Raw genomic sequence first — 19,690 nt, forward strand, 5'->3', positions numbered from 1 at the left:
CGCGTTCGCAAACGAGAGGTCAGCGCACAGGCGGGCTTAGAACTTGAATGTGGTCCCGACGTAGACGGCCTGGCTGTCTTGCGCCTGATCCGTGACGGTCGGCGCGAGCCGGTTGTTCGGCCCGGCATAGCGCACGCCAGCCTTCAGGTTCAGGTTGCGGGTCAGCGAGTAGCTGCTCGACAGATCGACGGCATAGCTGGGCTCGGCGCCGAGCGTGGCCGGCGTATCTTCCGCCGGGGAGGCGGCAGCGACTTCGCGATGCTCAAGCTGGACATTCGCCGAGAAGCGATCCTGCTTCGGGCGCAGCGTGAAGCTGGCAACCGGCTCGCTGATCGACTTCTCGATGATCGGGTCGAGCCTGGAGGATTCGATGCGGGTGCCCGGCGTGAACCGCGCGAGACCCTTGGTCACGCCCAGCCGGTATGCGACAGGCGCGACGCCGAGATTGGGCAGAACCCGCTCGGACCGGCCATCCAGCGCGGAGGCCATGGCGTTGGGCGTGCGGACGAGAATGGTCAGCGAGCGATTGCCGGCCGCCGAACCACTGGTCGGCGTGAAGCGGAAGCCCTTGCTCTGCGATTCGCGCGCGGCCTGCGCATAGGCCTTGGCCAGCTTCTCGTCATGGGTGACCGGCGTGAACGAACCGATGCTGCCCAGCATCTTCAGCGACACGCCGCTTTGATCCAGGCTCTTCGATTCTGCGCCGAGAACAGCGGAAAGCGCCGGGGTGAGGGCGAGCGAAAGGGCGGCTGTCAAAGCCCCCGCCAACGCGATCTTTCCCGTCTTCACCGTCACCGTTCGCTCCCTGCGCCGACTCCATTTTGAGGGCCGGTCTGTGTTCTTATATCATGAGGGGATAGCGCGGACCAGAAGCAGAGACGATTCGCTGGAAAGCGTGACCGATTCTCCACAGTGGCCACCGGCGAGCCGGTTATCCCCTTATAATCCCTTTGTGAAACGACCATTGTTCAACACGGTTGCAAAAATCAACCCACCGCAACTGAAATTGCGCCGGGCCGATGCCGGCAGCGGCGCGAGCGGCAGAGCCCGCGCAATCCGCCACTTGTGCCGCCGCCCTGCCTCACTATAGAGGCTGATCGACAGGGAGCCCGGTCACCACCGGACATCACGGGATAGGCAACGCATGGTTCTGAGCGGACACAAGACTTTGAAGGGCGGCCTGCTGCTGGCGCTTTCCTGCGGGCTGCTGGCAGGCTGCGGTGGCGGGAAGGATCGCCCCAAGGCCGATCTGGCCGCCTCGCGCGTGACCAGCATCGGCATCAACGGCTATCTCTGGCGCGCGAGCCTCGAGACGCTGTCCTTCATGCCCCTGCTCCAGACAGATTCCAACGGCGGCGTGATCCTGACCGACTGGTACATCAATCCCGCCGCGACGAACGAGCGCATGAAGCTGACGGTGACGATCCTCGACCAGGATCTGCGCGCCGATGCCCTGCGCGTGGCGGCCAGCCGCCAGATGCTGCAGAACGGCCAGTGGATCGATGCCCCGGTGCAGGCGGCGACGACCCAGAAGCTTGAAGAAATCATCCTGACGCGTGCCCGCGACCTGCGGCGCCGCGCGATCAGCGGCTGACAAAGCCCGGCCTCGGCGCCCGTCACGGGGCCGGACCGGCCCTATTGATGAACGAGGCGAGAGTGAGCGACAGACGCTTCAACCCTGCGCAGGCTGACGCCCGCTGGCAGGCCGTGTGGGACGACAGGGAGAGCTTCAAGGCCGGCACCCGCCAGGGCGCGCCGAGAAGCTATGTGCTGGAGATGTTCCCCTACCCCTCCGGGCGCATCCACATCGGCCATGTGCGCAACTATTCCATGGGTGACGTGCTGGCCCGCTTCCGCCGGATGCAGGGCCATGACGTGCTGCACCCGATGGGCTGGGATGCCTTTGGCATGCCCGCCGAAAATGCCGCGATGGAAAAGAAGATCCATCCGGGCAGCTGGACGCGCGACAACATCGCCTCGATGAAGGCGCAGTTGAAGCGCCTCGGCTTCGCGCTCGACTGGAGCCGCGAGTTGGCGACCTGCGAGCCGGATTATTACGGCCAGGAACAGGCGCTGTTCATCGACCTGTATGAAGCCGGCCTCGTCTACCGCAAGGAAAGCGCGGTGAACTGGGACCCGGTCGATATGACCGTGCTCGCCAATGAGCAGGTGATCGACGGGCGCGGCTGGCGCTCGGGCGCGCTGGTCGAGAAGCGCAAGCTCAACCAATGGTTCCTGCGCATCACCGACTTCGCCGACGACCTGCTCGCCGGTCTCGGCACGCTGGACAAGTGGCCCGAGAAGGTTCGGCTGATGCAGGAGAACTGGATCGGCAAGTCGCAGGGCATGCAGTTCCGGTTCCGGCTGGAAACGCCGGTTGGCGAGATTCAGGAGCTGGAGGTCTTCTCCACCCGGCCGGACACGCTGTTCGGCGCGAGCTTCGCGGCGATTGCCGCCGATCATCCGATTGCGCTGGCGCTCGCTCAGGACAACGCCGATCTGGCGGCGTTCGCCGAGGAATGCCGCCGGTCGGGCACCGCTGCGGCGGATTTGGAGACGCAGGAGAAGAAGGGCTTCGATACGGGCCTGAGCGTCGTCCATCCGCTCGATCCGGACTGGAAGCTGCCCCTGTTCGTCGCCAATTTCGTGCTGATGGATTATGGCACCGGCGCCGTCTTCGGTTGCCCGGCGCATGACCAGCGCGATCTCGACTTCGCGCGCAAATATATGCTGCCGGTGGAGCGCGTCGTCGCGCCGCAGGGCGAGGAGCAAGCGCCGATCCATGACGAGGCCTATACCGGCCCCGGTCGCCTCGTGAACTCGCGCTTCCTCGACGGCATGGCCGTGGAAGAGGCCAAGGCCGAAGTCATCCGCCGCGCCGAGGCCGAGGGCTGGGGCAAGGGCACGACCGTGTGGCGCCTGCGCGACTGGGGCGTCTCGCGCCAGCGCTACTGGGGCACGCCGATCCCGTTCATCCATTGCTCGGATTGCGGCGTGGTGCCCGTCCCCAAGGCGCAGTTGCCGGTGGTGCTGCCCGAGGATGTGAGCTTCGACGTGCCGGGCAATCCGCTCGACCGGCACCCGACGTGGAAGCACGTCGATTGCCCCAAATGCGGCAAGGCTGCGGTGCGCGAGACCGACACGCTCGATACCTTCGTGGATTCGAGCTGGTACTTCATCCGCTTCGCCAGCCAGCCCGATGACCAGCCGTTCGACCGCGCCGAGGCTGAGAGCTGGCTCCCGGTCGGCCAGTATATCGGCGGTATCGAGCATGCGATCCTGCATCTGCTCTACGCCCGCTTCTGGACGCGCGCGCTGGCCCATATCGGCAAGATCAGCGTCGCCGAGCCGTTCGAGAGCCTGTTCACGCAGGGCATGGTCACGCATGAGACCTATGCCCGCAAGCAGGGCGAAGGCCTGCCGCCGCTCTACTACGCGCCCAGCGAAGTGACGCGCACCGCTGAGGGCGCGACGCTGCTGGCCGATGGCGCGCCGGTCGAGATCGGCCGCGTCATCAAGATGTCCAAGTCCAAGAAGAATGTCGTGGACCCGGACGAGATCATCGAGCGCTATGGCGCGGATGCGGTGCGCTGGTTCATGCTCTCGGATTCGCCGCCCGAGCGCGACCTGCCGTGGAGCGAGGCCGGCATCGAGGGCTCATGGCGCTTCGTCAATCGCCTGTGGCGGATCTTCGGACAGGTCGGCGAAACCGGCGACGGCAGCGAGGACAAGGCGCTCAAGCGCAAGCTGCACCAGACGGTCGACGGCGTTGCGAGGGACATCGAGGCGCTGGCGTTCAACAAGGGCGTCGCCAAGATTTACGAGCTGGCCAATGCCATCGAGAAGGCGGCGCCGTCCGCCACCCGCGCCGAGGCGATTCGCGCGCTGGCGCTGCTCGTCGCGCCGATGACGCCGCACATCGCCGAGGAAGCCTGGGCCGAGATGGGCCATGAGGGCCTGATCGCCGACGCCATGTGGCCGTCTGTCGATCCCGCCTTGCTGGTCGATGACGAAGTGACCATCGCCATTCAGGTGATGGGCAAGCTGCGCGATACGATCACGGTCGCCAAGGGCACGGACAAGGCCACGCTGGAGAGCCTTGCGCTCGCCGCGCCCAATGTCGCGCGGCAGCTTGAAGGCCGGGCGCCGAAGAAAGTGATTGTGGTTCCGGATCGTCTGGTCAATCTGGTCGTCTGATGACCAGCGCTTTCTCCCGCCTCGTTCAGGGCCGCCTCGTTTTGGGCCTCGCCCTTGCCGCCAGCCTCTCGGCCTGCGGATTGAAGCCCATGTATGCCGGCGGGCGCAGCGGGGCTGCGGCGCAGGCGCTGGCGAGCGTGCAGGTGGAACCGATCCCCGGCAAGAGCGGCTGGCTGATGCGTAATGCGCTCAACGACCGGCTGGCCGCCATGGGCGATGCCGCCCCGCGCTTTCTGCTCAAGGTGCAGCTCGATGATCGCATCGAGGGTCTGGGTGTGCGCGCGGATGACACGGTGACGCGCGAACGCCGGACCCTGCGCGCGCGCTACCAGCTGGTTGACACGCAGAGCGGCAAGACCGTGCTCGATGAAACTTCAAGTTGGGATGCCGGCATCGACGTGGCCTCCAGCGAATATGCCACGGTTGCGGCTGAGGATAGCGCGCTGGAGCGGCTGACCGAGATCGTCGCCGACCGCGTGCTGGCCAGCGTGGCGCTCGCCGCGCGCGAATGAGCCTGCGGGCGGACAATCAGGCCGCGCTCAAGGCGCTGGACGATCCCGCGCCGAACATCCGCCTCTATCTGCTGTACGGGCCGGATGAAGCCGGCAGCGAAGCGCTGTCGGCGCGCGTCGGCAAGGCCATGGGGGCGGGCGCCGAGCGAATCGACCTGGATGGGGCGACGCTGCGCAGTGACCCGGCCCGCCTGCCGGATGAGGCCGCCGCCATCTCCATGTTCGGGGACAAGCGCTGGGTGCGCGTGCAGCCGGCGGGTGAGGAAGTCGTGCCCGCCGTCGAGGCCCTGCTGCAGGCGCCTGCGACCGGCAATCCGGTGGTGATGATCGCGGGCAATCTGCGCAAGACAAGCAAGCTGCTCAAGCTGTGCGAGGGCGACAAGGCGGTGGTCGCCATCGTCAGCTATGCGCCGGAGGGCCGCAATGCCGATGCGCTGGCGGTCAGCATGGCGCGCGAACTCGGCCTGGAACTGCCGGGCGATCTGGCCCGTCGGCTGGTTGCGCTGACCGGCGCCGAGCGGGGGCTGCTGGCCGGCGAGATGGAGAAGCTGGCGCTGTATCTGGATGCCTCGCCCGAGGAGCCCAAGGCCGCGACGCCCGAGGCGCTGGATGCGCTGGGCGCGGAGGGGGGCGACCAGCAGCTCTTCAAGGCGGCGATGGTCGTGCTCTCCGGCAATGTCCGCGCCACCGAGCATGAGATGGCCCGGTTGCGCCAGAGTGGCGGCTCGCTGGCGGGGCTTGCCCGCCTCACCCTGCAACGCGCCATCGGCTTTGCGCAGGCGCAGGGCGGACAGGCGCCGCGCTTTGGCGGGCGCGGCGACGAGGAGGTCGCGCGCCGCTGGAGTGCGGAGGCGCTCGACAAGGCCATTCACCGTTTGGCGGAGGCCGAGCGGACCAGCCGCCTCTCGCACCAGATCGGCGAGACGGTGCTGGCGCAGGAGTTGATCAACGTCGCACGGCTCGGCGCACGCGGGCGCTAGGGCCAATCGACATTCAGCGCTGACGGCCTGCAAATGGCGGCATTCCGCGCTTCCGGTGCTCACGTACCTGAAGTACGCTGCGCTCCGGGTCACGGAAAACCGCCATTTTCGTCACGTCATCATCTGAATGTCGATTGGCCCGAGGGGCGTGGACAGTTCCGAGGCGATGGCGCCGGACCCTATCTCGTCATTAGCGACGTCATCCCGGACTTGATCCGGGATCCCGCTTCTTCCGGTTTCTCAATCTGGACCTGCGATCTTCAAGGGCAGCGGGATCCCGGATCAAGTCCGGGATGACGAAAAGAAGGGTTGAAAAGCGGACGTTTGCTTCCCGTAGATTCGGCGCGTTGGTCCACGCCCCACGATCCGCCGCTCGGTGCCATTGACGCGCCCGGGCAGGCACCCGATATTCCGCGCATGGACAAGATGAACCTCAGCGATGCCGAGTGGCGCGAGCGCCTGACCCCCGAGCAATATCATGTGCTGCGCGAGCATGGCACCGAGCGCGCCTTTGCGGGTGCCTATGACAAGCTCAAGGATGCCGGCATCTATCATTGCGCCGGTTGTGGCCTGCCGCTGTTCGACAGTGGGCATAAATATGACAGCGGCTCGGGCTGGCCGAGCTTCACGGCGCCGCTGGAAGACGAGGCAGTCAGTGAATATACCGACACGAGCCACGGCATGCGCCGCGTCGAGGTGCGCTGCGCGCGCTGCGACGGGCATCTGGGCCATGTCTTCCCTGATGGGCCGGGGCCGGAAGGCCTGCGCTACTGCATGAACAGCGTCGCGCTGGACTTCGAGCCGCAGGGCACCGCACAGGACGATTGATATCCTATTCAGCGCTTGTAAAGGCGCTGGACGCTTGTAGCGTCCTGCACAGTTGCAGCACGCAGCGGTTCGGAGCGGTACAAGGCAAGGCATGGCCAAGGCAAAATCGGGGAGCTCGATCAGGCTCTGGACCATCCGGCTGATCAAGGTCGGCATCGCACTCGCCATCGGGGGACTGATCGCGCTGGTGATTGCGGTCGTCATCGCGATGCAGTCGCTGCCGAGCTTCGACTCGCTCAAGAGCTCGCCCAATGGGCAGATGATCCGCGTTCACGCCGCGGACGGCTCGGTGCTCGTCTCGCTCGGGCCGAGCTATGGGCGCTGGCTCAATCATTCGCAGATTCCCGAGGTGATGACCCGCGCTTTGGTCTCGGTGGAAGACAAGCGCTTCTACATGCACCCCGGTGTCGATCCGATCGGCGTCGCCCGCGCGGCCTGGGTGGGTTATGTGCGCCGTGGCGAGGGGCGGCGTCTGCAAGGCGCGTCGACCATCACCCAGCAGCTGGCGCGCAACATCTTCCTCAACAACAGCTATTCCGCTGGCCGCAAGCTGCGCGAGATGATCCTGGCGCTGGCGATGGAGCGCAAGTTCAGCAAGTCCCAGATCCTGGAGCTGTACCTCAACAAGGTCTATTTCGGCGGTGGCGCCTATGGCGTGGATGCCGCGAGCCGCAAGTTCTTCAATCACCCCGCGACGACGCTCAGCCTCGAGGAAGCGGCGATCATCGCCGGGCTGGTGAAGGCGCCCTCGCATTATTCGCCGACGGCCGATGCCGATGCTGCCGCCGGCCGCGCCAGCGTGGTGCTGGACGTGATGGCGGCCAATGGCGACCTTACCAGCGCCGAGCGGGCCGCTGCCGATCTCGATAGCGTGCGGCTGGTGCCCGAGAAGGCGCAGGACAGCGTGCGCTACTTCACCGACTGGGTGCTGCCGCAGCTCGATACGCTGATCGACGAGCGCGAGCAGCCGCTCGACGTCTACACCACGCTCGATCCCCGGATGCAGCGGGCCGCCGTGGCGGCGCTCAAGGGCAATGTGCCGGGCGGCGCGCAGGGTGCGCTGGTCAGCCTCGACCGCGATGGCGCGGTGCGGGCGCTGGTCGGCGGGCTGGATTATGTCAGCTCCAACTATAACCGCGCGACCGTCGCCCAGCGGCAGCCGGGCTCGGCCTTCAAGCTGTTCGTCTATCTCTCCGCGCTGGAAGCGGGTTACACGCCCGAGACGCGGGTGGTGGACAGTCCGGTGACGATCAACGGCTGGTCGCCGCGCAACGACAATCGCCGCAATGTGGGCGAGATCGACGTGCGCACGGCCTTTGCCTATTCGATCAACACAATTGCCGCCAAGCTGGGCATGGAAGTGGGCTTCTCGACGGTCGCCGACATGGCGCGCCGGTTCGGCATTTCCACGACGATCAACACGCACCCCTCGATGGTGCTCGGCACGTCCGAGGTCCACCTCATCGACATGACGCAGGCCTTCGCGTCGGTTGCCCGCAAGGGCGTGGCGGTGCGGCCCTATGGCATCCTCAAGGTGACCACGGCCGATGGCACCACGCTGTATGAGCATGAGGACGATACCAGCCGCGTGCTGGTGGCGCCCTGGGTCGCGGCGGGGATGACCGACCTGATGCAGACGGCGGTGAACACCGGCACGGGCCGCGCGGCCCAGATCGGCCGGCCTGTCGCAGGCAAGACCGGCACGACCACCAGCAACAAGGATGGCTGGTTCGTCGGCTTCTCCAGCGGCCTCACCACCGGCGTGTGGATGGGCCGCGACGATAGTCGTAGAGTGGGTGGCTTGGCCGGCGGTCGCGCGCCAGCGCGGGCCTTTGCGGCCTTTATGCGCACCGCCGTGGCCAATCGCCCGGTCGAGAATTTCGAGACCGAGGTGGTGCTGCCCGAATGGCAGCTCGAACCGGACGAAGAGGCCTATGGTTCGCCCGACAATGGCATGATGGTGGACGAGAATGGCCTGCCTCTGCCGCCCGCCGAGGGCCAGAGCAGCGGTGCCGAAGGCGCAACGCCGGGCGACACCAGCGGCACCGAAGCGCCGCGCCGGATCGACCAGCGCTGGATCGACGAAGTGCTCGGCCGCGACGAACGCCCGGCGCGCCCGGCACCCGCCCAGCCGGGCCAGCAACGGCCGCCGCAGCAGCAGCGTCAGGCACCGCCCGCGCAGCCCCAGCCGCAACGGGAATCGCCGTCGATCCTGCCATCGGGGATGCAGTAGGGGGGCTGGTTCAGCCGCGGAAGACTCGTCAGCGCGGCGCCAGACGTGCGCGAATCTTCCGCCAGCATTCAGCTTCGCTGGCGAACAAGCTTACACGCGGGCAAAGGGGAAAGCCCCTGACCGGACAAGCCGGCCAGGACGCCAATTCACATGTGGATGGGCTTGCCGAGCACCGCCATCGCGGCTTCCTTCACCGACTCATTGTGCGTCGGGTGGGCGTGGCAGGTGTAGGCGATGTCTTCTGATGTGGCGCCGAACTCCATGGCCTGCGCGGCCTGGGCGATCATCGTGCCGGCGGGATCGGCGACGATCCACACGCCCAGCACCCGGTCGGTCTCGGCATCGGCGATCACCTTCACGAAGCCGTCGGTGGCGCTGATTGCCTTGGCGCGGCTGTTCGCCATCATCGGGAACTTGCCGACCTTGACCTCGCCCTTCTCGCGGGCGGCTTCCTCGGTCAGGCCGACACCGGCGATCTCCGGGCTGGTGTAGACGACGCTGGGGATGACGTCATGGTTCACGATGCCGGTCATACCGGCGATGTTCTCCGCGACGGCAATGCCTTCATCCTCGGCCTTGTGCGCGAGCATGGGGCCGGGAATCACGTCGCCAACGGCCCAGACGCCGTCGACTTTCGTCGAGAAATCATGGCCGGTCTCGATCTGGCCGCGTTGGTTCAGCTCCAGCCCGATCTTGTCGAGGCCGAGGCCCTGCGTGTTCGGGCGGCGGCCGATGGCGACCAGCACCGTATCGGCCTCGATCGTCTCGGCGGTGCCACCGGCAGCCGGCTCGACCGTCACGCTGGCCTTGCCGCCCTTGACGGCGACGCCGGTCACCTTGGTGCCGGTGCGGATATCGAAACCCTGCTTGGCGAACAGCTTGGCGGCTTCCTTGCGCACCTCGCCGTCCATGCCGGGCAGGATCTGGTCGAGATATTCGATCACGGTCACCTTGGCGCCCAGGCGACCCCAGACCGACCCCAGTTCGAGACCGATGACGCCGCCGCCGATCACCACCAGATGATCCGGCACCTGCTTGAGCGCCAGCGCGCCGGTGGAATCGACCACCACGCCCTTGTCATTGTCGATCTCGACACCGGGCAGCGGCGTCACGCTGGAGCCGGTGGCGATAACGATGTTCTTGGCGGTCACGGTCTTGCCGGCCACCTCGACGCTGTGCGCGTCCTTGAAGCTGGCCATGCCCTTGAGCCATTCAACCTTGTTCTTCTTGAACAGGAACTCGATGCCGCCGGTGAGGCCCTTCACGGCCGCATCCTTGTCCGCCAGCATCGCCGGCAGATCGAGCGACACGGAGCCGAGCTTGATGCCGTGCTTGGCCAGCACGCCATCCTTGGCCTCATGGAACAGGTGCGAGGCGTGCAGCAGCGTCTTGGAGGGAATGCAGCCGACATTGAGGCAGGTGCCGCCCAGCGTCTCCCGGCTTTCCGCGCAGGCGGTCTTCAGCCCAAGCTGCGCGGCGCGGATCGCCGCCACATAACCGCCGGGCCCGGCGCCGATTACGAGAACGTCATAGTCGAACTGGTCTGCCATTACTCGCTCCATTGACCGGTCACCGTTTTGTGTTCCTGCGAAGGCAGGAACCCACGGCTAGGTCGCAATCACCGACCACAGATCGCGCCATTCGGGATTGTTCTCCCTGATCAGGCGGACTTTCCAGGCCCGTTTCCATTTCTTCATCTGCAGTTCGCGTAGCCGCGCTTCCTGCAGATCGTCATATACTGCGTACCAAACAAGGAGCCGGCAACCATAGCGTTTGCTGAACCCTTCGACGTGACCCTCGCGATGCTGATGACACCGCGCGACGAGGTCGCTCGTGACGCCGAGGTGCAGCGTTCCGTTCGGCTTGCTGGCCATCAGATACACGAAGCCAGATTTCGTCGTTTCTTCTCCGTCGATGGGCTCCTGCCTTCGCAGGAGCACGGGCTAGTTTGCTATTTTTCCCTGCCTCACAAATCGATCAGCAGCCGGGTGGGGTCCTCGATGGCGTTCTTGAGGGCGACGAGGAAGGTCACCGCCTCGCGGCCATCGACCATGCGGTGATCGTAGCTGAGCGCCAGATACATCATCGGGCGTGCGACGATCTGGCCGTCGACCACCACGGCGCGCTCCTCGATGCGGTGCAGGCCGAGCACGCCGGACTGGGGCGGGTTGATGATCGGCGTCGACATGAGCGAGCCGAACACGCCGCCGTTGGAGATGGTGAAGGTGCCGCCGGCCATGTCCGCCATCGACAGCGTGCCTTCCTTGGCGCGCTTGCCGAAATCGGCGATGGTCTTCTCGATCTCGGCGATGCTCATCGTCTCGGCATTGCGGATGACCGGCACGACGAGGCCATTGGGCGCCGACACCGCGACCGAGATGTCGCAGAAATCATTATAGACGATCTCGTCGCCCTCGATCTGCGCATTGACGCCGGGGATGTCCTTGAGCGCCATGCATGCGGCCTTCACGAAGAAGCCCATGAAGCCGAGGCGCACGCCGTGCTTCTTCTCGAACAGATCCTTGTACTTGGCGCGCGCGGCGATGACGGCGCTCATGTCCACATCGTTGAACGTGGTCAGAATGGCGGCGTTGTTCTGCGCTTCCTTGAGGCGCCGCGCGACGGTCTGGCGCAGGCGCGTCATCTTCACGCGTTCCTGATGGCGCGACGGGCCGGAGCTGCCGGTCGCCGGTGCCGGCGCGGCGGCGGCCACGGCGGACTCGCTCGCGACGGCGCTGCCATCGGCAATGGCGGCCATCACGTCGTCCTTGGTCAGGCGCCCGTCCTTGCCGGTGCCCTTGATCTTGCTGGGGTCGAGACCATGCTCGAGCACCAGCCGGCGCACGGCCGGGGAGAGGGTGATGGCGCCGAGCGTGCTGTCGCCTTCATGCGCGGCCTGCGCGGGCGCGGGCGCGGGTGTGGGCGTCGGGGTCGGTGCAGGGGCTGCCTCGGTCTTGGCCGGGGCCGGCGCAGCGGCTTCCGCCTTGGCCGGTGCGGGCTTGCTGGCCGCAGCCGCGCCTTCCTGCACGGTGGCGATGACGGCGCCGACATTCACGGTGTCGCCCTCCTTCACCAGCAGCTCGCCGAGCACGCCGGCGACCGGCGCGGGGACTTCTACTGCGACCTTGTCGGTCTCCAGGCTGGCGATCGGCTCATCGGCCTTCACCGCGTCGCCGGGCTTCTTCAGCCACTGGCCCACCGTCGCTTCCGTGACGGATTCACCCAGAGTCGGCACTTTCACTTCAGTGGCCATGTCTTTCCTCCTGCCCGGCGCGGCCTGCGCGGACTATGCTTTCTTCTGGCGCTTGATCTCGGTGCGCACATTGTGACCGAGCGCGTCCGCAATGAGCGCACCCTGCTCGGCCTGGTGACGGCGGGCAAGGCCGGTGGCGGGCGAGGCCGAAGCCTTGCGACCTGCGTAGCGGGCGCGCATCGGCGCCTTGCCGGCCTGATCGAGCGCCTCCTCGATATAGGGCTCCACGAAGAACCACGCACCATTGTTGCGGGGCTCCTCCTGACACCACACCACTTCCTCCAGCACGGTCATGCGCTTGAGGCGCGTGGCGAGCGCCTCGGTCGGGAAGGGATAGAGCTGCTCGATGCGGACGATCTGCACGTCCTTGTCACCGGCTGCGTCGCGCGCTTCCATGAGGTCATAGGCGACCTTGCCGGAGCATAGCACCAGCCGGCGCGTCTGCTCGTCCGCCGCCGGTGTGGGGTCGGAGAGGATGCGCATGAAGTGGCGATCGCCCTGGAAATCCTCGGCCTTGCTCACCGCCAGCTTGTGCCGCAGCAGCGACTTGGGCGTGAAGATGATCAGTGGCTTGCGGAACGGGCGCAGCATCTGCCGGCGCAGGATGTGGAAATAGTTGGCCGGCGTGGTGCAGTTGGCGATCTGGATATTGCCTTCCGCGCAGAGCTGCAGGAAGCGCTCGAGCCGTGCGGAGCTGTGCTCGGGCCCTTGCCCTTCATAGCCATGCGGCAGCAGCAGCACGAGGCCGTTGGCGCGCAGCCATTTGGACTCGGACGAGGCGATATACTGATCGATGATGATCTGCGCGCCATTGGCGAAATCGCCGAACTGCGCTTCCCACAGCACCAGGCTCTTGGGGTCAGCCATGGCATAGCCATATTCAAAGCCCAGCACGCCATATTCGCTCAGCGGGCTATCATAGACCTCGAAATGGCCGTGCGGCACGGTGGAGAGCGGGATGTACTTCTTCTCGCTATCCTGATCGACCCAAACCGCGTGACGCTGGCTGAACGTGCCGCGCCCCGAGTCCTGACCGGACAGGCGCACGCCATAGCCTTCCGACAGCAGCGAGCCGAAGGCCAGTGCCTCGCCCGTTGCCCAGTCGAAATTCTCGCCGGTCTTGAACATCTCCGCCTTGGCATCGAGCACGCGCCGCAAGGTGCGGTGGACGTTCACGCCTTCGGGCACCGTCGTCAGCGTCCGGCCCAGGCTCTCGAACAGCTTGGGGGAGACGGCGGTTTCGACATTCTTGCGCGCGGTTTCGATGTCGGCGGGCTGATGCAGGCCGGACCAGCGACCGGCGAACCAGTCGGCATGATTGGCCTTGTAGGTCTTGGCCGATTCAAACTCTTCCTCGAGATGATCGACAAAGCCCTCGACCTGCGCGGACAGGAACGAATCGTCCACCACGCCCTCTTCACGCAGGCGGGAGGCATAGACCTCGCTCACCGGCGGATGCTGCTTGATGCGCGCATACATGAGCGGCTGGGTGAAGCTCGGCTCGTCGCCCTCATTGTGGCCGAAGCGGCGGTAGCACCACATGTCGATCACGATGTCGCGATGGAAGGTCTGGCGATATTCGATCGCCAGCTTGCAGGCGAAGGTCACCGCCTCGGGATCATCGCCATTCACATGGATGATCGGTGCCTGCACGCCCTTGGCGACATCGCTCGGATAGGGCGAGCCGCGCGAGAATTGCGGGCTGGTGGTGAACCCGATCTGGTTGTTGACAACGAAGTGGATGCAGCCGCCGGTATTGTAGCCGCGCACGCCGGAAAAGCCGAAGCACTCCCACACAATGCCCTGACCGGCAAAGGCCGCGTCGCCATGGATGAGCACGGGCAGCACCTGCTTGTGCTTGCCGGGGCCGATATCGTCGCGGAAGAGCTGCTGCGCGCGCACCTTGCCGAGCACGATCGGGTCGACCGTCTCCAGGTGCGACGGGTTGGGCACCAGCGACATATGGACATTGATGCCGTCGAAATCGCGGTCGGTCGACGTGCCGAGATGGTATTTCACGTCGCCGGAGCCGCCGACATCCTCGGGATTGGCGGTGCCGCCCGAGAACTCGTGGAAGATCACGCGGAAACCCTTGGCCATCACATTGGCCAGCACATTGAGGCGGCCACGATGGGCCATGCCGTACACGATCTCGCGCACGCCCAGTTGGCCGCCATATTTGATCACGGCTTCGAGCGCAGGAATCATGGACTCGCCGCCATCGAGGCCGAAGCGCTTGGTGCCGACATATTTGCGGCCCAGGAACTTCTCATATTGCTCGGCCTGGATGACCTTGGCGAGGATCGCCTTCTTGCCCTCGGGCGTGAAGATGATCTCCTTGTCCTTGCCTTCCATGCGGTCCTGCAGGAAGCGGCGCTCCTCCACATCGGAGATGTGCATATATTCGAGGCCGACATTGCCGCAGTAATTGGCGCGCAGAATGTCCACCAGTTCGCGGATCGTGGTCCACTCAAGGCCGAGCGCGCCGCCGACATAGACCTTGCGGTCCTGCTCCGCGCCGGAGAAGCCATGATATTCCGGCGTGAGATCGGCCGGCAGGTCGCGCTGGCTCAGGCCGAGCGGATCGAGATTGGCGGCCAGATGGCCGCGCACCCGATAGGTGCGGATGAGCATCATCGCGCGGATCGAATCGGCGGCCGCCTTGGCGACATCGGCCTGCGAGGCGGGCGCGCCGCTCTTCGCTACCGCGGCCTTGATCGCCACCTGCATCTGCGTGGGGTCGAGCGCGGCGGTCAGGTCGTCCGTGCTGTCGAGTGGCCAGCCCTTGCGCGCCCAGCTCGGCCCTTGTTCGGCCTCTTGCGCGCCGCTGAATTCCTGATTCTCGTAACCCATCGGTTCGATCCTTGCCTCTCTCCGCCGGGCGGAAGACGCCTGTGCCGCCATCCCGGACCGGCCTGTTAAGCCGTCCCGGGTGAAGCGGCTGTTAACCACCTACGCCTTGAGCACCTCAAGCAGCGTCGTGCCCAGCTCCGAAGGGCTGGCCGCAACCTTGATGCCCGCTGCTTCCATCGCCGCGATCTTGCTTTCCGCATCGCCCTTGCCGCCCGAGACGATCGCACCGGCATGGCCCATGCGACGGCCCGGAGGCGCCGTGCGGCCCGCGATGAAGCCGGCCATCGGCTTCTTGCGGCCCTTCTTGGCCTCGTCGATCAGGAACTGCGCGGCCTGCTCCTCGGCATCGCCGCCGATCTCGCCGATCATGATGATGCTCTGCGTCGCCTCGTCGGCGAGGAACAGCTCCAGCACGTCGATGAAGTTGGTGCCGTTGACCGGATCGCCGCCGATGCCGACGGCAGTCGTCTGGCCAAGGCCGGCATTGGAGGTCTGGAACACCGCCTCATAAGTGAGCGTGCCCGAGCGCGAGACCACGCCCACGCTGCCCTTGCGGAAGATGGAGCCGGGCATGATGCCGATCTTGCACTCGTCGGGCGTCAGCACGCCGGGGCAGTTCGGGCCGATGAGGCGCGACTTGCTGCCCGAGAGCGCACGCTTCACGCGCACCATGTCGAGCACCGGAATGCCTTCCGTGATCGTGACGATCAGCGGGACTTCCGCGTCGATCGCTTCCAGGATCGAATCGGCTGCGAATGGCGGCGGCACGTAGATGACGCTCGCGGTGGCGCCGGTCTTGGCCACGGCTTCTTCCACCGTGTCGAACACCGGCAGGCCGATGTGGCTGGTGCCGCCCTTGCCCGGCGTCACGCCACCGACCATCTGCGTGCCATAGGCCAGCGCCTGTTCGGTGTGGAACGTGCCGGTCGCGCCGGTCATGCCCTGCGTGATGACCTTGGTGTTCTTGTCGACGAGGATGCTCATGGGCTCGCTTCGCTTCCTTGTTCCCCGGCGAAGGCCGGGGTCCAGTTCTGACAGATGGACTCGAACAGATCGTTCCAGTCCGGGTTTATCTCTTCAATGATCCGCAGCTCGCACGGTCGCGTTCTGAAGATCGTCATGAGCTTCGTACCAAAGCAGCAGCCTGCAGCCATATTTGGTGGTGAAGCCCTTGATCTCTCCTGTCCGATGCTGAGTGACGCGTCTCACCAGATCACTCGTCACACCGGTATAAATCGTCCCGTTCCGCCGACTTGCCATGATGTAGACATAGTCGGCGCAGGTCATTGCATCACGGCCGCTGCTGGGCCCCGGCCTTCGCCGGGGAACAGGAAGAGCAAGCGATGCGCTTCATCGCTTAGGCCAGGCTCGGATCGATGCCCTTGCACGCCACCAGCAGTTCCTTGACCGCATCGACGCTGACCTGGAGATTGCCCTTGGCTTCGTCATCCAGCTCGATTTCGACGATCTGCTCGACGCCGTCCTTGCCGATGATCACCGGCACGCCGACATACAGGCCGTCGACGCCGTACTTGCCCTCGACATAGGCGGCGCAGGGCAGCAGGCGCTTCTGGTCGCCCAGATAAGCTTCCGCCATGGCGATGCCGCTGGTCGCGGGCGCATAATAAGCCGAGCCGGTCTTGAGCAGGCCGACGATCTCGCCGCCGCCCGAACGGGTGCGCTGCACGATGGCATCGATACGCTCCTTGGTGGAGCGGCCCTGCTTGATGAGGTCAGGCACGGGAATGCCGGCGACGGTGGAATATTGCACGACCGGCACCATGGTATCGCCATGGCCGCCGAGCACGAAGGTCGTGACGTCCTTGGCGGACACTTCGAACTCTTCGGCGATGAAGTGGCTGAACCGGGCCGAATCAAGCACGCCGGCCATGCCGACGACCTTGTTGTGGGGCAGGCCGGAGAATTCGCGCAGCGCCCAGACCATCGCGTCGAGCGGGTTGGTGATGCAGATCACGAACGCGTCGGGCGCATTGTCGCGAATGCCCTCGCCGACGGCCTTCATGACCTTGAGGTTGATGCCGAGCAGATCGTCACGGCTCATGCCCGGCTTGCGGGCGACGCCGGCGGTGACGATGATGACGTCGGCCCCGGCAATGTCCGCATAGTCGTTGGAGCCGGTGATCTTGGCGTCGAAGCCTTCGACCGGACCGCACTGCGAGAGATCGAGCGCCTTGCCCTGGGGAATCCCTTCGACCACGTCGAACAGGACGATATCGCCAAGCCCTTTGAGAGCCGCGAGGTGAGCAAGCGTGCCGCCGATATTGCCGGCACCAATAAGCGCGATCTTCTTCCGGGCCATGCGCGTCTCCTTCTTTGCGCGGTGGTCGATGAGGCGCCCATAGGCCCAATTTCCTTACCGTTCAATGACGATCGGGCCAGATTTCGGCTTTTCTTTGCGATTAGTTCGCAATATCATTTAAGGGCGTTCAGCCGGTCCTTAGGGCGGATGAGTGACCGTCATTGATGGATCGCGACGCCTTCGACGCGATACCGTCCAACGGCCGAGAACGCCGAACGGTCCACCGCGCGGGGAAAAGAACGAATAGTTTTTTGCTGCACCGCGCCTTGACGTGGGGTTCGACCGACCCATATGGCGGCCGTTAGCACTCACTCGCTGACAGTGCTAACACAGTGTTTCACAGGCGGGGTGCCGGAGTCGGTATCCGGGGGGCGCGCAGGCTTCGGCAAGGGCCGGCCGGGCGATCCATCGGAGAGCGACAGCGCCCGCCGCTATGGAAAGGACTTGGATAATGGGATTTCGTCCGCTGCACGATCGCGTGCTCGTTCGCCGCATCGAAGCCGATGAGAAGACTGCCGGTGGCATCATCATTCCCGACAGCGCCAAGGAAAAGCCGCAGGAAGGCGAGATCGTCTCCGTGGGCACGGGCGCCAAGGCGGAAGACGGCAAGGTGACGCCGCTCGACGTCAAGGCCGGTGACCGCGTGCTGTTCGGCAAGTGGTCCGGCACCGAGGTCAAGGTCGACGGTGAAGACCTGCTCATCATGAAGGAAAGCGACATTCTAGGCGTCATCGCCTGATTTTCGCACTCCGTTGAATTCAAGGAAGGACTAGCAACATGGCAGCCAAGGACGTCAAATTTTCCCGCGATGCCCGTGAGCGCATCCTGCGCGGCGTGGACATTCTCGCCGATGCAGTGAAGGTCACCCTCGGTCCCAAGGGCCGTAACGTCGTGATCGACAAGAGTTTCGGCGCCCCCCGCATCACCAAGGACGGTGTGTCGGTCGCAAAGGAAATCGAGCTCAAGGACAAGTTCGAGAACATGGGCGCCCAGATGGTGCGCGAAGTGGCCTCGAAGACCAACGACATTGCCGGCGACGGCACCACCACCGCGACCGTTCTCGCCCAGGCGATCGTGCGCGAGGGCATGAAGTCGGTTGCGGCCGGCATGAACCCGATGGACCTCAAGCGCGGCATCGACCTCGCGGTGACCAAGGTGGTCGAGGACCTCAAGGCCCGCTCCAAGGCCGTTTCCGGCAACAAGGAAATCGCCCAGGTCGGTATTATCTCGGCCAATGGCGACACCGAAGTCGGCGAGAAGATCGCCGAGGCCATGGAAAAGGTCGGCAAGGAAGGCGTGATCACGGTCGAGGAAGCCAAGGGCCTCGATTTCGAGCTGGACGTCGTGGAAGGCATGCAGTTCGACCGCGGCTACCTCTCGCCCTACTTCATCACCAACCCCGAGAAGATGCAGGTCGAGCTGGCTGACCCCTACATCCTCATCCACGAGAAGAAGCTCTCCTCGCTGCAGGCGCTGCTTCCCATCCTGGAGGCCGTGGTGCAGTCGGGCCGTCCGCTGCTCATCATCGCCGAGGACATCGAGGGTGAGGCTCTGGCCACGCTCGTCGTCAACAAGCTGCGTGGTGGCCTGAAGGTCGCCGCCGTGAAGGCGCCGGGCTTCGGTGACCGTCGCAAGGCCATGCTGGAAGACATCGCCGTCCTCACCAAGGGCGAGGTGATCTCCGAGGATCTCGGCATCAAGCTCGAGAACGTCACGGTCGGCATGCTCGGCACCGCCAAGCGCGTCACCATCGACAAGGACAACACCACTATCGTCGATGGCGCTGGCGATGCGGATGCCATCAAGGGCCGCACCGAGCAGATCCGCGCGCAGATCGAGACGACCACGTCCGACTACGACCGCGAGAAGCTGCAGGAGCGTCTGGCCAAGCTGGCTGGCGGCGTGGCCGTCATCAAGGTTGGCGGTGCGTCCGAGGTCGAGGTGAAGGAGCGCAAGGATCGCGTTGACGATGCGCTGCACGCCACCCGCGCAGCTGTCGAAGAAGGCATTGTCCCCGGCGGTGGTACGGCTCTGCTGTACGCCACCAAGGCGCTGGCCGGCCTCAAGGGCGTCAATGACGACCAGACCCGCGGCATCGACATCATCCGCAAGGCCATCGAAGCGCCGCTGCGTCAGATCGCTCAGAATGCGGGCTTCGACGGTGCCGTCGTCGCTGGCAACCTGCTGCGCGAAAATGACGAGACCCGGGGCTTCAACGCTTCGACCGACGTCTATGAGAACCTGGTGGAAGCCGGCGTGATCGACCCGACCAAGGTTGTGCGCGCAGCTCTGCAGGACGCGGCTTCGGTTGCCGGTCTGCTCATCACCACCGAGGCGACCATTGCCGAGCTGCCCGAGGACAAGTCCTCGGCTCCGGCTGGCATGCCCGGCGGCATGGGTGGCATGGGCGGCATGGACTTCTAAGAAGTTCACCGCTTTGGTATCAGGGAAGGCCGTCGGGAAACCGGCGGCCTTTTCCTTTGGGCAACGGCGGGCCGTGCGGGCGCCGCCGGT

15 protein-coding genes and 1 pseudogene are annotated in these 19,690 nt (G+C 65.4%); 8 read left to right on the forward strand and 8 right to left on the reverse strand.

Annotated elements, in window-relative coordinates:
• Positions 1 to 36: 36 nt before the first annotated feature.
• Positions 37 to 795, reverse strand: a complete 759-nt coding sequence (locus M2332_RS11150) for a hypothetical protein (RefSeq protein ID WP_264574094.1) — start codon at positions 793 to 795, stop codon at positions 37 to 39.
• A gap of 349 nt (positions 796 to 1,144) precedes the next feature.
• Between M2332_RS11150 and M2332_RS11155 the strand changes: the two genes are divergently transcribed.
• The 6 genes from M2332_RS11155 to M2332_RS11180 all read left to right on the forward strand — a co-directional run bounded on the left by M2332_RS11155 (position 1,145) and on the right by M2332_RS11180 (position 8,750).
• A complete protein-coding gene (locus tag M2332_RS11155; RefSeq protein ID WP_264574095.1) occupies positions 1,145 to 1,594 on the forward strand; it encodes a DUF3576 domain-containing protein in 450 nt (149 codons plus the stop codon).
• A gap of 47 nt (positions 1,595 to 1,641) precedes the next feature.
• Complete coding sequence (gene leuS, locus M2332_RS11160; RefSeq protein WP_264574096.1) at positions 1,642 to 4,197, forward strand: leucine--tRNA ligase; 2,556 nt, start codon at positions 1,642 to 1,644, stop codon at positions 4,195 to 4,197.
• Complete coding sequence (lptE, locus tag M2332_RS11165) at positions 4,197 to 4,709, forward strand: LPS assembly lipoprotein LptE (protein WP_264574097.1); 513 nt, start codon at positions 4,197 to 4,199, stop codon at positions 4,707 to 4,709. The genes leuS and lptE overlap by 1 nt, the downstream gene beginning before the upstream one ends.
• Positions 4,706 to 5,689 (forward strand): DNA polymerase III subunit delta, encoded by a 984-nt coding sequence (locus tag M2332_RS11170; RefSeq protein WP_264574098.1) that lies wholly within the window; start codon positions 4,706 to 4,708, stop codon positions 5,687 to 5,689. The genes lptE and M2332_RS11170 overlap by 4 nt, the downstream gene beginning before the upstream one ends.
• 417 nt (positions 5,690 to 6,106) lie before the next feature.
• Positions 6,107 to 6,517: a peptide-methionine (R)-S-oxide reductase MsrB gene (gene msrB / locus M2332_RS11175; RefSeq protein ID WP_264572327.1), complete on the forward strand. Its 411-nt coding sequence runs from the start codon at positions 6,107 to 6,109 to the stop codon at positions 6,515 to 6,517.
• Positions 6,518 to 6,608: 91 nt separating this feature from the next.
• The gene (locus tag M2332_RS11180; protein ID WP_264574099.1) at positions 6,609 to 8,750 is read left to right on the forward strand and encodes a transglycosylase domain-containing protein; all 2,142 of its coding nucleotides are present in this window, start codon (positions 6,609 to 6,611) and stop codon (positions 8,748 to 8,750) included.
• A 146-nt stretch (positions 8,751 to 8,896) separates the two neighbouring features.
• Here the strand turns inward: M2332_RS11180 and lpdA are convergent, their stop codons facing one another.
• The 7 genes and pseudogenes from lpdA to mdh all read right to left on the reverse strand — a co-directional run bounded on the left by lpdA (position 8,897) and on the right by mdh (position 17,176).
• Positions 8,897 to 10,300 carry a dihydrolipoyl dehydrogenase gene (gene lpdA / locus M2332_RS11185; protein ID WP_264574100.1) on the reverse strand — a complete coding sequence of 468 codons (1,404 nt, stop codon included), beginning with the start codon at positions 10,298 to 10,300 and terminating at the stop codon, positions 8,897 to 8,899.
• Between the two features lie 57 nt (positions 10,301 to 10,357).
• Positions 10,358 to 10,666 carry a GIY-YIG nuclease family protein gene (locus tag M2332_RS11190; RefSeq protein ID WP_264574956.1) on the reverse strand — a complete coding sequence of 103 codons (309 nt, stop codon included), beginning with the start codon at positions 10,664 to 10,666 and terminating at the stop codon, positions 10,358 to 10,360.
• Positions 10,667 to 10,716: 50 nt separating this feature from the next.
• Positions 10,717 to 12,003 carry a 2-oxoglutarate dehydrogenase complex dihydrolipoyllysine-residue succinyltransferase gene (gene odhB, locus M2332_RS11195; RefSeq protein WP_264574101.1) on the reverse strand — a complete coding sequence of 429 codons (1,287 nt, stop codon included), beginning with the start codon at positions 12,001 to 12,003 and terminating at the stop codon, positions 10,717 to 10,719.
• Positions 12,004 to 12,036: 33 nt separating this feature from the next.
• Complete coding sequence (locus M2332_RS11200) at positions 12,037 to 14,856, reverse strand: 2-oxoglutarate dehydrogenase E1 component (RefSeq protein WP_264574102.1); 2,820 nt, start codon at positions 14,854 to 14,856, stop codon at positions 12,037 to 12,039.
• 99 nt (positions 14,857 to 14,955) lie between these two features.
• On the reverse strand, positions 14,956 to 15,840 hold the full coding sequence (sucD, locus tag M2332_RS11205) for a succinate--CoA ligase subunit alpha (protein WP_181560935.1): 885 nt from the start codon (positions 15,838 to 15,840) through the stop codon (positions 14,956 to 14,958).
• Positions 15,837 to 16,143 (reverse strand): annotated as a pseudogene (locus tag M2332_RS11210) (GIY-YIG nuclease family protein). The gene sucD and the pseudogene M2332_RS11210 overlap by 4 nt, the downstream one beginning before the upstream one ends.
• A gap of 70 nt (positions 16,144 to 16,213) precedes the next feature.
• On the reverse strand, positions 16,214 to 17,176 hold the full coding sequence (mdh, locus tag M2332_RS11215; RefSeq protein WP_181560933.1) for a malate dehydrogenase: 963 nt from the start codon (positions 17,174 to 17,176) through the stop codon (positions 16,214 to 16,216).
• Between the two features lie 451 nt (positions 17,177 to 17,627).
• On the opposite strand from mdh, the gene groES reads away from it, so the two are divergent.
• Both groES and groL read left to right on the forward strand, forming a co-directional pair.
• Positions 17,628 to 17,915, forward strand: a complete 288-nt coding sequence (gene groES / locus M2332_RS11220; protein ID WP_181560932.1) for a co-chaperone GroES — start codon at positions 17,628 to 17,630, stop codon at positions 17,913 to 17,915.
• A 38-nt stretch (positions 17,916 to 17,953) separates the two neighbouring features.
• A complete protein-coding gene (gene groL / locus M2332_RS11225; protein WP_181560931.1) occupies positions 17,954 to 19,600 on the forward strand; it encodes a chaperonin GroEL in 1,647 nt (548 codons plus the stop codon).
• Positions 19,601 to 19,690: the final 90 nt, after the last annotated feature.

The organism is Sphingobium sp. B11D3A, from assembly GCF_025961695.1.
Taxonomy (GTDB): domain Bacteria; phylum Pseudomonadota; class Alphaproteobacteria; order Sphingomonadales; family Sphingomonadaceae; genus Sphingobium.

Coding starts and splice junctions, on each gene's coding strand:
- M2332_RS11155 (WP_264574095.1), top strand. CDS start 1,145: ATGGTTCTGAGCGGACACAAGACTTTGAAGGGCGGCCTGCTGCTGGCG.
- leuS (WP_264574096.1), top strand. CDS start 1,642: ATGAACGAGGCGAGAGTGAGCGACAGACGCTTCAACCCTGCGCAGGCT.
- lptE (WP_264574097.1), top strand. CDS start 4,197: ATGACCAGCGCTTTCTCCCGCCTCGTTCAGGGCCGCCTCGTTTTGGGC.
- M2332_RS11170 (WP_264574098.1), top strand. CDS start 4,706: ATGAGCCTGCGGGCGGACAATCAGGCCGCGCTCAAGGCGCTGGACGAT.
- msrB (WP_264572327.1), top strand. CDS start 6,107: ATGGACAAGATGAACCTCAGCGATGCCGAGTGGCGCGAGCGCCTGACC.
- M2332_RS11180 (WP_264574099.1), top strand. CDS start 6,609: ATGGCCAAGGCAAAATCGGGGAGCTCGATCAGGCTCTGGACCATCCGG.
- lpdA (WP_264574100.1), bottom strand. CDS start 10,300: ATGGCAGACCAGTTCGACTATGACGTTCTCGTAATCGGCGCCGGGCCC.
- odhB (WP_264574101.1), bottom strand. CDS start 12,003: ATGGCCACTGAAGTGAAAGTGCCGACTCTGGGTGAATCCGTCACGGAA.
- M2332_RS11200 (WP_264574102.1), bottom strand. CDS start 14,856: ATGGGTTACGAGAATCAGGAATTCAGCGGCGCGCAAGAGGCCGAACAA.
- sucD (WP_181560935.1), bottom strand. CDS start 15,840: ATGAGCATCCTCGTCGACAAGAACACCAAGGTCATCACGCAGGGCATG.
- mdh (WP_181560933.1), bottom strand. CDS start 17,176: ATGGCCCGGAAGAAGATCGCGCTTATTGGTGCCGGCAATATCGGCGGC.
- groES (WP_181560932.1), top strand. CDS start 17,628: ATGGGATTTCGTCCGCTGCACGATCGCGTGCTCGTTCGCCGCATCGAA.
- groL (WP_181560931.1), top strand. CDS start 17,954: ATGGCAGCCAAGGACGTCAAATTTTCCCGCGATGCCCGTGAGCGCATC.